The 12,865-nt window shown below is 65.9% G+C and carries 5 protein-coding genes; 2 read left to right on the top strand and 3 right to left on the bottom strand.

Annotation, left to right across the window (positions count from 1 at the left end; translation table 11 throughout):
* The first annotated feature begins 270 nt into the window (after positions 1-270).
* Positions 271-576 carry a hypothetical protein gene (locus AB0A74_RS26380; protein ID WP_358253519.1) on the top strand — a complete coding sequence of 102 codons (306 nt, stop codon included), beginning with the start codon at positions 271-273 and terminating at the stop codon, positions 574-576.
* Positions 519-701 carry a DUF4209 domain-containing protein gene (locus AB0A74_RS26375; RefSeq protein WP_358253453.1) on the top strand — a complete coding sequence of 61 codons (183 nt, stop codon included), beginning with the start codon at positions 519-521 and terminating at the stop codon, positions 699-701. The genes AB0A74_RS26380 and AB0A74_RS26375 overlap by 58 nt, the downstream gene beginning before the upstream one ends.
* 211 nt (positions 702-912) lie before the next feature.
* Here AB0A74_RS26375 and AB0A74_RS26370 read toward each other — a convergent pair whose 3' ends face one another.
* The 3 genes from AB0A74_RS26370 to AB0A74_RS26360 all read right to left on the bottom strand — a co-directional run bounded on the left by AB0A74_RS26370 (position 913) and on the right by AB0A74_RS26360 (position 12,551).
* Positions 913-5,361, bottom strand: coding sequence for a hypothetical protein (locus AB0A74_RS26370; RefSeq protein WP_358253451.1), 4,449 nt, complete (start codon positions 5,359-5,361; stop codon positions 913-915).
* A gap of 53 nt (positions 5,362-5,414) precedes the next feature.
* Entirely contained in the window at positions 5,415-7,205 is a 1,791-nt protein-coding gene (locus AB0A74_RS26365) for a hypothetical protein (RefSeq protein WP_358253449.1), read from the bottom strand.
* Between the two features lie 555 nt (positions 7,206-7,760).
* Positions 7,761-12,551, bottom strand: a complete 4,791-nt coding sequence (locus AB0A74_RS26360; RefSeq protein WP_358253447.1) for a hypothetical protein — start codon at positions 12,549-12,551, stop codon at positions 7,761-7,763.
* Positions 12,552-12,865: the final 314 nt, after the last annotated feature.

The following is a 12,865-nucleotide window of genomic DNA, read 5'->3' as shown; positions in this document are numbered from 1 at the left end:
CATGGCGGCTGATCAGAGTTGGCTCGGCATGCTGCCACGCCTGCGATGTAGATACGAAGTCGTGAACGACTGGGACGGCTATCCGGTTCACCCTCGGCGCCCAGGCGCCCGTCAAGCGCGTTCCGTTCGGCGGAAGCCGCTCGCGGGCTTGCACGGCAGCCGACTCGTCACTCCAATCGAGGGCATCTGCAATGCACAGGAACAAAAGGATGATCGGCAAGATGATCCTGGCGCCCGGAGCCGTTACCACAGGATCTGCTGCGACTTGGATTGCGCCACCACGCCACTCCGACTGACAGGTCTACCCCCAAGGCTCACACCGGTATCGGCCGTGCGTTCGCCCGGTTCTGGGCAGGCGACACAGAAGGCGCGGCGTTCACGATCACCCCGCGCATCGAGGCCCTGGCGCGCAACCTGTTGGTCGAGAGCGATGCGGGCATCTACCGGGTGCAGCGCAACCAGGCACCGGGCCAGTACCCGGGCTTGAGGTTCCTGCTCGACAAGCTGCTGGCTTTGGAATGGATCCCTCGTGGCACCGGTTCGTCCTGGTGCTCTGCGCCCATACAGTCGGCTTGAACCTCCGCAACGAGCTCGCCCATGGCTTCGTGGACCGTGTCGGCGAGACCGGAACTGCCTTGCTTCTCCAAGCCGCCGCCTATCTGGCCTCGCTGACACCGACTCAACTGACGTCCACGAGTTGAGTGCGATGAGGCTCGATGATCTGCCGGTGTGGTTCGTATGTCTCCAGCACATGGAGGTAGACGAACTACCAAGTCGTTGATCGGTGCTTGCCCGAGGTTGGTGATCTTACTTGTCTTGCGACAGCCTGGGGTCGCGAGATGGTCAGGATGAAGGGCGTTGTGTGTACGTTCAGCTCGTCGTTGAGCTGGCGCGCCTGGCGTCGTAGCTGCATTAGGACATCTTCCGGGGTTTTCTAGCATGGGTCTTCCGGTAGTCCTGGGCGGTCCATTGATCCAGCGGGTAGTAGCCGACGAGGTAGATCCCCGTGTCGGTGTTCGCCTCTGGCAGGTAGCGTCGGACGAGTTGTATCTCTTGGGATTGTAGGAGATCACGGTTCCAGGTGGGTTTGATTTCGATGACGACGGTGGACTGTCCGGCGGCTTGGTCTCCATCGGTACTGGCGGTGTGTGCTGTGGTTTGGACCAGGATGTCGGTACGGTCGCCGGCGCCGTAGGCGTCGCGCGGGAGGATGAGGACTTCGCGGTTGACGACGATGCCGCGGCCATGGAGTCGGATCGTGAGTTCGTGCGCGAGGTAGGAGGACAGTGCGGCTTCGAACTTGGGAGCCCAGGTCTCCGGGATCTCGCCGTTGCTCCCGCCGCGCCGGGTTCGGGTGTGGTTCCACAGCAGCTCGCCGTGGGCCGGTAGGTCGTGGGCGATCTCGACGAGTGTGTCGAGCAGGAGTTTGGCCAGCTCGGTGTTGGAGCGGATCAGCCTGCGGCTGGAATCGTTGAGTATCGCGGTGATGTTGCCGACGGACGTGTTGTCGGTCCACCGGGTGGCCTGGACGCGGCGCCGGGCGTTGATGAGTGCGGCGGTGATTTCGGGGTCGTCCGGGTAGTCGTTGGCGAGGTTGTGTAGTTGGTCGATGGAAGCCCTGGTGGCTCGCTGACCGAGGGCGCGTACGCACTCTAGGCGCCAGGAGCGGATCTCGTCGCGAGGAGTGATCCGCCCTGGTTCGTGCTGCTTGGTGTCGGTCGTGGGAGGGAACAGGGTGGTGAGCCATCGATGGTTGTCGGCTAGTTGTTCCTCGTCGAGGTGGGCGAGGATGGGTTCCCGGATGTGTCGGGAGGCGCAGGCCAATGCGAGATCGCGGCCGAAGTTGTCGTCCGCGTGGGTTGCGGCAGCGGGCTGCCAGAACCGGTTCGGGTCGTGTTGTAGCAGGATGCAGCCTGCGCGGATCGAGAGGTCACGTTGAGCTGGGCTGCCGCTGACGAGAGAACCGGTGGCGATGTCGGTCGCCCTCGGGTCTTCTGCCGCGATCAAGGCAGCCAGAAGTTCGCCCCAGGTGTCGATCGCGGCGGTGCGTGATTCGGGTGTCGCGTTCAAGTCGGCGTCGGGCCATGCCGTCGAGGCGTGTGGGGTGCCGAGTGCGGTGGCGATCTGTTTCAGCAGCGTCACCATCGTGTCGGCAACCTGTGGTGAGCGGCTGGGGTCGAAGTATCCGAGTTCCAGTGGGCGCTCCCCTCGTGGGAGGTCGTTGTGCACGACGTCACGCAGTAGTGCGGCGACCACGACGGGAACACGCTGGGCGGCGATGCACAGCAGGTGTTTCCTGAGTTCTCGGTCTTCTGTGTCGTCGGCGAAGCCGAAGGGGCTGAGCAGCGCGCCTGCCCATGCCGTCCAGTGGTCGTCGGTCATGTGGTCGAGCCCGCCGGTGTGGTGCAGCAGGATGAGCGCCCGGCAGCCGGCCCAGGCCGGATAGTGGATCTTCCCTTGGCCGAGCCAGTCGTCCCGGTGGTCGTGCCCCTGGTCTAGGTAGGCCAAGGCTGCGGTAGTGAGCTTGATATCGGCGTCGTCTCCGAGGATGCCGACACCGGCGAAGGCGCGTAGGTCACTGGTCTTCGGGCGGACTTCTTTGCCGGTGATCGGGTCGAACCTGAGGTTCCAAGCCAGCAGCCAGAACGCGTTGGGGTCGTCGGTGAGGGCGAGGCGCAGGCGTTCGCGCTGAGCTGCGATGAATTCCGCCGACTTGTCCCAACGCCTGGGCCTGTTGTGGCGGTCGGACATGCGCATGGCTTCGGCGAGGTCGCTGTCCAGTGGTATGCCGTCGTAGAACCAGCGGATGTGCTTCCACGCCGGGTTGTCCTGGCGTTCATAGGCCAGTACGAAGACGTCCGGGTCGTAGCCGTTGAACAGGTGCTGGGCGAGTCGCCCCATTGCTGTGGCCAAGTCGTCATGCCCGGCATGGAGTGCCTGGTCGGCCTGATCGAGCACCCAGGTGAAGTCGGCGCTGTCGAGCAGTGAAGTGCGTTCGGCCGCACGCAACCCTTCTGGGGGTGAGTATTGACCTATCGGGTCTCGGTTGATCTGCCAGCCCATGGTGATGACTGACACGTCGGTCCTGTGGCGGCCGGACGCTTCGGTGATCGTCTGCTGCACCAGGTGGGTCACTAGTGCTCGACGCAGCGTCATGGTGGCTTCCGGCTCGACGCCAGCGGCATCGACCAGGTCGAGGGAGGCGGGGATGGACGGATGCGTGTACTCGCGCAGCTGTGACCACAGCAGCGTGGCAACTGGGCCGAGGTGTGCGTGGGCGACCGGTGAATCGAGAACGCGGTTGACGATGGAGGGCAGCAGTTGGGAGGGAAGTTGGCCGATCGGCCCGTCGTCCGGAGTCGGCATCATGGCGCTGTCGTCGGCGTCGGCGGACATGATCGGCTCGATACGGGATATCGGTGCCGGTTCGACGACGCGGTCGCAGGCCCATCGCAGCAGTGCGCCGAAGTCATCGACGTGCACGCCGGTCGTCATCTCTGACAAGAAGTACTTGTACTCGCCGTAGTACCAGGTGCGGCGTGGTGGGTGAACGTGGCGCAGCATCTCGTACAGCGGCAGGTACCGTGGCCACAGCAACTGCAGAAGTGTGCCCTCCAGTTCCTCCATCTCGTCGGAGAAGGTGGTGTCGGCAGACCTATGGAGGGAGTGCAGGAGTGCGCGTAGACGGGGTGCGGCGACCTCGGGTGCCGCTTCCATGGCCGTCATCGCGGCGTGGCGGCGTTCGTCGACGTGCCATCCGTCGTGTTCGGCAATGGCCAGCAGCGGATCGGCCAGTTCGGCGACGGCAGCGTCGCGCGCTAACCGCACGGCCAAGCGTACACGCGCGCGTCCGGACCATTCCGAAGTCGGCGCATGGGCGGCCGCATCGAGCACCGGCCGGAGCTGCTCGGCCAAACCAGGATGGGAAACTTGCCAGCGTCCGGGCATCCACACGGTCTCGCTGAGCTCCACTTCCACCGCGTGGTCGAGCAGGCGGTTGACTACCAGTGCACGGATCGGCCCGGAGTCGACGATGATGCTGTGCGCGACCAGACTCTCCGCGTCGGCCGCAGCCAGCCACTCGGTGTTGGTTGGGTCGAGGGCGACCAGCCAAGCCGCGGTCTCCCGCAACGGCACCGGGATGCTGGCGGTGTCGCGATCCGGCGCGTCGACCAGGAACAGGCTGACCAACTGGTGCCGGGGCAAGCCTCTGTCATGGACGTAGCGAGCGGCCATGTAGGCGGCCAGGGATGAATGCCGGAATCCCAAGCGGTCCTGCCCGTGCGCGGTGAACAGCGCCGTGCCCAGCGTTTCCTTGACTGCGCACTGGCTCACCGGGAAGGTTCCGCTGATCGTCCGCTCTTGTCCTCCGGCGAGGTTTCCGGCGATCAGGTCGGTTTCTTCCCGGGCGTCCAGGCCGCTGCCCAGCCAGATGCTGCGGCGGCCCGACAGCAGCAGCCGGGCAGCGATACGTCCGGCCACGGCCAGGCGCTGCTCGGCGCTGAACGTCTCCGAGGTGCGATATCGGTCGTGTTCCTCGGCCAGCAGTTGCGTGCCTTGAGCGAATAAGGCGGACGGGCCGTCGGTCAACCGGCCTTGGCGCTTGTAGATCCGTGCCAGCAGTTCCAACGTCAACGGGACACTGGCCAGCCCGCCCGCTCCGGCCGCCACGGCCGCAGCCACCAGGGCTTCGCCGTCAGGGTGCACCGTGCTGGCCAGTTCGACTGCCTGTGCTCTGGTCAGCGGCGCCAAGTCCGCGAGGACGTGGTTGTCGACGTGCCGTGCCAGCACCTCGGTCATGGCGAGCGGGTAGTCCCCGGTGCGACACGCGATGAGCAACTGGACCGACCCGCGCGGTACGCGCTCCAGAGCACGGTTCAACCGGCCCGGCAGCAACTCCCGCATAGGACTTTCGTCGAGTTGATCGACGATGAGGATCAGCCGGGGGTGGCTCGAACCACGGATGGATCGTTCGGTACCGGTCAGTTGCTTGAGGTGGATGCCGACCAGTTCGTTGAAGGTGGTATCCGACAGGTCACCGCCGTCGACCCACAGCATCGCCGAAGAGCTATCACCCTCGGGTTGCTCGCTGATGTCGGGCAAGCTCTCGACCAACTGGCGGAACGCCGAGCTCTTTCCCACACCCGGCTCGCCCAGCAGCACCAGCGCTCCGCCTTCAGCCGCGACTGTCGGAGTGACCAGCCGACCCGGTGCCGTGTCGTGACCGGCGCTCCACCACGGGAGTGAAGCGTCGAGGAAGCCGTCGACGTCGAGGTCGAAAGGCTGGTCGTCGTCTTCCGGCCCGCCACGTACTCGGCACAGCCGTTCGATCTGCAGTGGGAAGAAGGGAGTCCGGCTCATCGGTGCATCATCGCCCATCGTGATCTTGCTCGTGCGGGACGAGCCGTTGCCGATTACTGGTCATCTGTCTCGCCTTCGCGGTGTGCCTTCATCCGGGCTGTCGTGGCAGCCAGGGCTTTCTCCCACAAACGCACCTGGCGCGCCGGGCGATGGTGACCGCCGAGGTAACCTACGAGGAAGTCCCGCAGGTTCATTTGGGCCATCGTGGAGCGGGCATGGGCATCGAGCAGATCGACCAGGCTGCCGCGGCCGGTGGTCACGGCGTGTTCCAGCAGTTCCAGTTCATGCATGCCGATGATGTGCAGCGGCTGGGACTGCTCGTTCTGGAGCACGTTGGAGCGGCGGAGACGATCGTTGATGACTGCCCGGGTGACAGGTCCCAGAGGGAAGCCCTCGCTGATCAGCAGGATCGGTACAAACCGTCGGCCTTGTTCAGCGGCGCGGCCCGTCAGCCGGCTTTCGTCCTCGCGCAACCGGGTCAGTGTCGCCTCCAGTTGCTTGGCCTTGTCCACCACGCCACGCAGGACGTCATCCAACAGTGCTTGCGGAGATGCGGCGGAAGCCAGTTTCCGCTGCACGCTGCGCGAACTGACCTCGACAGCCACCCAGGCCCCTGGCTCCTCCAGGACCGCGTCGCAGACCTTTTTGGCCTGCTTGCCGGGGTAGGCGGCCTGGAGCTCCAGTTCATCCCACAGCCGCTTGAATGGTCCGCGCCGCGGAGCTATCGATTCAAGCACTTCCAAGGCGTATCGCTCGGTGTTGGCTCGCAGGTAGTTCGTGATGGCACTCATCGGAGGCACGTCCCCTCGGGCTTTCTCGCCACCAATGGATGCAGCGTGTTCCAGCGCCGTGGCGATGTCGAACAGTGGAAGCCATCCGTAGGCACGGCACAACACGTAATCTGGATTTACCGCGACTACAGTTTCGGCATCGAGGCGCAGGATGGGGAAACGCTCGAATGCGTTGAACGACCACGTCCCTGAATATTCGTCCTGATCGATCGCGGCCACCATCTCGGCCGGATCGCGGGCCATCAATTCCAGTACAGAGTCGAGTCGCTCGGCATCCCAGGAAAGTGCGCGACACATTTCCGCCGTCTTGAGCACAACGGAGCCTTGTGCGCTCATACCCCACACCATGGTGGCCACGGTGACAAGATCTTCGAATGGAACGCCGACCGTGGTGAGGTAGATCCCGTCCAGGTCGATGCCGCAACCGGCGGACAGGTCGTCTGCGGGCATCTCCCGCCAGCGACGTTGAAAGCGGGCGATCAACGACGGCAGGTCGACCTCAGCGTGAAAGTACTGGTTGGCCACGGTGTCGGCAGCGAGCGTGGAGGCACGGGCGACCGGTTCGCCGTCGATGTACAACCCCAGGTCGGGAGCGGCGTCGTCGGCATCGTCTCCGACACCGAGGTGGTCGTTGAGGACCAGCATCATCCAAGCCAGGTACTCCACCCGCGGAACGACATGATTGCCGGTATAGCAATGCCGCAACGCGTACTCGATGAGTTTGAGGACACTGTGTTCGGTGACGAGGCGGTCGCCCCGTTCGATCCGTGACACCACTTCGGCGAGCAGCTCCTCGGTGAGGGCGGCTCGCGCGAAGTCCAGGTCGATCCGTTTGTGGTCGGCGCCGCGCTCCCGTAGTCGGGCCATCAGCCCTGTCAAGGCCGTCACCGTGCCCGCCAGCGGACAGCGCGACATCTCCCGCGCTACCTCCTCCAACGTTGACGCGCCCAGCCCCACGTCACTAGAGGTGATAACCAGACTGACCAAGTCGATGGGATGACGCTGGGCAATGGACGACTCCGGGACCACCAGGCCCGACGCCCGCCGCACCATCCGACGGACACCTAGCGCCGGCACGGTGGTACCCCTGTGCACTGGCCCGCCTGGTGCCACTGCAAGGTAGGAACCGGGCACCGCAGGCGGCTCTGCACCGGTCCACGCCTGCACGATGCTGTCCAAGACGCCATCTGTGCCGTCCGGCCCGCGCCCAGGACCGCGCCTTCCATCCTGTGCCATCGCGGCAGGATACGTCCACACCCCGCTATCCGTCGCCATGCTGACTGGCCCGCGGCGGCCTCGTCGCGTCCGAACGCATTGTCCTGCTGGCGGGGTCACGCGTTCGGACAGCCGCGCGTGGGTTGCGAGAGCTGCCGCCGTCGCGCCACTGCTCGCTGGTGACCGGGCGCATGGAGCAGTCGCAGCGCGAGGTGCCGCAGGAAGCCGGTGGTGAACCGGTATGCGGCCCGCCGGTAGGATGCAACGCCCGGTTCGTTCGCAGTCCAGATGCGCCGCAAGCCATAGGGCTTTCACCGGCCTTCGGCTGCTGTGACCTGAACGTCTCGATCTATCCCGTGCAGCGTCGCTTGCACGTTCGCGGCCCGCTTGCTTTCAGACGTCGCTGGAGGTGCTGGGCGCAGCTTGTGTGTGCGGTGGACGCGGTGCGTATTGCTGGTCGTGTTGGAGAGATCCTGTGAGGTTCCAGCCCGTAGGGGTGGGCTGGTGGATGTGGAGGCTGGTGCGGGTGTTCCATCCGGGCCAGGGGTCGTGTTTGTGGGCTTCGCCGGATCGGCGTTCTTGGTAAATAACGCGGCCGAGGGCGAGGTGGGCTTGCGTGAGCGCGGTGTGGAGGATGTCGGCGCGGACGAGCAGGGCGTGTTCTCCGGGTTCGAAGACGTTGGGGGCGAACGCGATCACTTCGCCGTCTGGGGCGCGTACGGCGCCGTCACGCACGTAGGCGTCGAGGGCGAGTAGGCGGAGAAGGTGGGCGCTGGGCAGGGAGACGGAGACCGCGTTGGTCAGTGAGCAGTCGTAGTTGCTGCCTTCCCAGGTGTAGTGGTCGGTGGCGTGCAGGACTGGTGCGGGGATGTTGGTGTCGGTGGTCCAGCCGTCCTGCTGTTCGCGGTCTTCGAGCAGGTCGGTGAAGGCGGGTTGGTCGGGGTACTCGCCGAGGAACGCGCTGTTGGTGAAGTCCTGGTTGTAGTGGTGTGGGTCGTAGGCCTTCAGCGGGGAGGCGAGGATGCCGGTGACGTCGGCCTGGCGGATCAGGACGGTGTGGTGCACTGCGGCGTGGTCGGCCCACACGCCCTCGCTGGCCAGATGTGGCGCAGGGCCGTAGGCGTCCCAGTACCAGGCGACGATGCCGTCCAGCAGTATCCATTCGTGGTCGTCGCGTAGCTGCAGTGTGCGGCCAGCTGGTGAGGCTGCGGCAACATTGCCGGGGATGGTGACGAGTTGGCTGGTGTCCAGCAGTGCCGTGTGGTCGGCGACCCAGGCGCACTGGAGTTCGAAGCTGGACAGGTCGGGCGCCTCGGGGGTGGGCAGTGGCAACCACCAGGAGGTGGTGGTGTCGGGGTAGTCGTCGTCGGTGGGGTCTTCGGGATTGCCGGAGAGCAGGTGTGAGGGGTCGAGGTCGCGGGTGGAGGGGATTCGGGCGGCCGTGACGGGTTGGCGCTCCGGGTGGTCCTGGAGTAGGTGGGTGTCGGCGAGGCGGGCCAGGGCTTCGTGCCATGCCTGCCACTGGTACTTCTTGCCGATGCGTTCGCGCTTGTGGGGAGCGCGTCCGACGGACTGTTCGGCGTAGAGCTCGCGGTCGAGGTCGCGGAAACGTTCGGGTGTCCAGCCGCGGTCGGCGACTCCCAGGATGACGAACCTGGTCACCGCATCCGCGTCGATGGGGTCGTCGCGTCGTCGGCGCGGTGTGGTTTCGGCCGTGGCTTTGGCGTAGGCGAGCAGGTCGGTGAAGCTTGCGTGGAGTGGGTCGTCCTCGTCCAGTGCGTCAGTGAACTGCTGGAGGAGGCCGGGCCGCGGAGATCCGGTGTCGTCGGGCACCTCGACGTCGCCTGGTGCCGCCTGCTGCTCTTGGTCGCTGCGTAGGCGGGTGGTGAACGGGAAGCCGTGGGGGTGGTTGGTGCCGACGACGTAGCGGCCGAAGTCTCCATCTTCGCCGGCGCTGAGGTGGACGGAGGCCCACAGCGAGCCTTCTCGGGCGGGTTCCTCACCGGCGAACAGCGGGTAGAGCCGTTCCAGCTCGTCCTGGTCGGGGATGTCCCGACCTGGCCACGGGCTCGACCAAGGGCCTGCTGCCCGGGTCCAGTCGGCGTCATTTACCAGGCTGCGTCTGTGGGCAAGCCGAACAATACCTTGGGCGTAGTCGCGGATGAGGATGTGGACCGGCGGTTCGGCTCGGCCGAACACGGTGTCGAGGGTGGCTGCGGCGAGAGCGCGCAGGACTGCGTCGGGCAGGTGGCGTAGTGCGACACCGTAGGAGGCTGCACAGACCCGTTCCAGGACGTAGAGGTCGTCCACCTCTGCGGCACGGTGGATCAGTGTGGGCAGGACGGTCGGGTGCACGGAGGCGATTTTGACCAGGCGGCGGGTGGCGGTGTCGCGCACGAACCGGTCGGGAGTGGTGAACGCCCACATGAGCGTGACAGCACTGGCCAGGGCCGACTCCTGGCTCAGGTGGGTCAAGGCGGGTTCGTCCTCGGCGTTGATCCACGCGAGCAGCCCGGTGTAAGGACTCGGCTGTCCTCGTCGGCCGACGGTGGCGGCGGTCCAGGTCATGTCGCGGCGCCACATCGGCATCGCCGCCAGCGTTGCATGCAGCCACCGGTAGTCGAGGTCGTGTCCGGGCAGACATGCCAGTGGCACTGCGACGTGCGCGGCGGCTCGGGCGACCTGGCGGTCGTCGCTCAGCAGCCGTTCCTCCAGCAGCCGGGCCGCGGTGGCGGTAATCGCGTTCGGCGCGCGCAGTGGCAGCGAGGCGATCACGCGGTCGGACAGCATGCTGCTCGTCTGCCGTGCCACCGCGTGGACGAGGTCGATCAGTTCGATCCCGACGCGTTCGGGCACCAGCACAGTGAGCGCGTCGAGCGTGGTGTCGCCTGCGGTCAGGCCCGCCGCGATCCGGGCCAGCGCGTCGTGGTCGTAGCGACCGTCGCGATGCGTCGAGTTGATGAGAACGGTGGCGATCAGGTGGTCGGCGAGGCGTTCGTAGGCGAACTGCACCGGTTGCGCGTCCGGGGTCGCCTCTAGCGCACCGACGAAGCTCTGGATCAGCACTCGCTCGGTGAGCAAGGCCAGGAACAGTGACTTGGAGTACCCACCGGTCGTCTGCCACACGCGTTCGGTGATCTGCTTGGCTTCTTGCCTGCTCAGCCAGCGCCTGCCCAGGCTGAGCATGGCCTTGGCCAGTTCACGGCAGGCGGTGATCACCACAATGTCGTGAGGGTCGATATTGAGCTGTTCGGAGACCACCTTGTCCCTGGTGGTGAGGAACGTGTCGAGAGCGGCGCTCAGGCCCGGTGCGGCGCCGGTCAACAGGGCGGAGTGTCGTTGTGCTGCGCGGCAGAACAGGTCGAGGAACAGCGGCTCGCGGAACTCCCGTTGCAGGAGCGGTGTAGCGGGGCCGATGAGCTTGTAGTGGAGGAAGAACTCCCGCACGGCGTCGAACTCCACGTCGGCGAACCCGCGATGGTCGACGACCACCGCCGTCTCACGGACGTTGCCCGGAACACAGGCATCCCGTGCGATGGTTCGCACGGTCAAGACCACTCCGATCCACTCGAACCGGCGTACCTCCCTCAGGAAGCCCGCCAGTCGTGTCGACCAGATCGTCCTGCCCTCGCCCTCGTTGAGGGCATCGAGCATCAGCAGCGCCCGGCGGCCCGCGGCCTTGGCGAGACTGTTGAGCGCGCCGAGGAATTCCTCGGCGGTGCCGGGCCATCGCAGGTTGGCGGTCGCCTGGGTCCACGGGTCGCTGGTGTCGAGGAAGTGCTGGCCCAGCAGCAATACGGCGGGCTGGCCGTCGTGCATGGCGGACAGGGCCGTGTCCGCCAGCAGGTGGCTTTTGCCTCGCCCCTGCTCTCCGGTGATGAGCAGAACCGGGTTGTTCCACGCCTTCGGGATCCGCCCGTCCAGCCACATGACGGCCTGTTCGAGGTGTTCCCAGCACGAATCGACAGCGTCGCGGAATTTCGACGATTCGCGATCACCGACAGTAGGATCGTCCGGGATCCGCCCGAGAGATTCGATCATCGCCGAGCATCGGGAACGCCACGATTCGATTGGCAGGACGCCGGGACCGGCAGCGGCGTCAACCGACCCGCGCAGTTCAGCCAGTTCCGTCAGCATGTCGGCCAGCCGCTGGTGACCGGACTCGTTGGCGGCGGCTCGGCCCAGAGCGGCGTGCGCTTGGCGAAGCTGCACGCGCAGAGGCGACAACGCGACGTCGCGGCGCGCGAAGCCCGCGATCACCTGTCCTACGGGCACCTTGACGGTCAACTCGCGGTTGTAGCGAGGGCCCAGGTCTTCGACGGCTTCGTCGAGCCGATGACGCAACCACTCGAACGAGACGTGCCCTCGTGGCCTGTTCGGCGTACTGACCCCGGACTCGGTCGGAATGTCCAGCGCGGCTCTGAGTTGGTGGGTAAGCCGCCATGACCGTTCGTGACCGAATGTCACCCCGAACTTGATCAGTCGGTCGAAGGATCCGTCCGTCGCACCGGCGTGCTCCAGCAGGCTCACCGCCTGCCTGCGGTGGGTTCCGACGTCAGTGAAATCGAGCCGTTGGACTCCCAGGACGCGGCAGAACCGGCGCAGCTCCTCCTGGGTGGGTGCCGTACCCGACGTCTCGGCCCATCGCTGCTCCACGATGCCGCGGAAACGGGTCCAGGCAGCCACTTGCTGGTCAGTACCTGCGGCATCCTCCAGCGGCAATGTGTCGGGATGGCCTCGAAGACGGGCGAGAACCGTCGCGAGATCATCGAACGCGCCGCTCGATGTGGCATCGGTCGCGATCACCAGGCGATCTCTGACCAGGTCGACGGCACGCACCTCGACCCTGGTGCGCAGGCCACCGCGGAACGCATCGATCAGCTGGTCGACGGCCTTGCGCAGATCGCCGGAACTGGAATCGAGCCGACGCATCCCGCGCTTGGCCTGGATGAGGATGAAGCCCCCGTCGTGCAGCGCAACCCCGACATCGTCAACAGGGAACCCCGTCTCGCAACCGACAGCCAGCACCTTCCGCGCCGGAACCAAGTCGAACCCCGGCCCCTCGCCGGATACCGCGAGGGCTGCCCACCAGGCGAAGACCTCGGCCTGGAAGCCGATGCCTCCAGCGGCCCGTGACCCGCCCGAGGAGGCGGATCCTCTGGCGTTGTCATGCCGACCGGCCACGGCCTCGTCCCTCCATCGCCAGTGCACAGCGCTCCGTGACGACGAATCCTAGCCGCACTGGCCTATGAGGCGCGGCATGTGTTCGAGGGTACGCGTCGATGAGTAAGCCGACTCCCGGTTAGCAGTCGATTGCAGTCACTGCGGCATGCCAGTGTCAGTCTCTCGCTGGTAAGTATGTGTCGGCGCCTCGCTTTAACTTCTCCGTAGGGCATGGTTTTCAGTGGCTGTTTGGGAACCCGGTGGGTGGTGTGGCTTTGGTGCGCGGACAGGGGAACTCCTGGTAGATCGGGTGTTGTCTAGGCATCCGGTCGACC

Origin of the sequence: Saccharothrix sp. NPDC042600 (genome assembly GCF_040647305.1) — a bacterium.
Lineage (GTDB): Bacteria > Actinomycetota > Actinomycetes > Mycobacteriales > Pseudonocardiaceae > Actinosynnema > Actinosynnema mutabilis.
This window is presented reverse-complemented; position numbering and strand designations above follow the sequence as displayed.

Excerpts from the sequence above, each read along its gene's own strand:
- AB0A74_RS26375 (WP_358253453.1), top strand. The coding sequence starts at position 519 with ATGGATCCCTCGTGGCACCGGTTCGTCCTGGTGCTCTGCGCCCATACA.
- AB0A74_RS26370 (WP_358253451.1), bottom strand. The coding sequence starts at position 5,361 with ATGAGCCGGACTCCCTTCTTCCCACTGCAGATCGAACGGCTGTGCCGA.
- AB0A74_RS26365 (WP_358253449.1), bottom strand. The coding sequence starts at position 7,205 with ATGGTGCGGCGGGCGTCGGGCCTGGTGGTCCCGGAGTCGTCCATTGCC.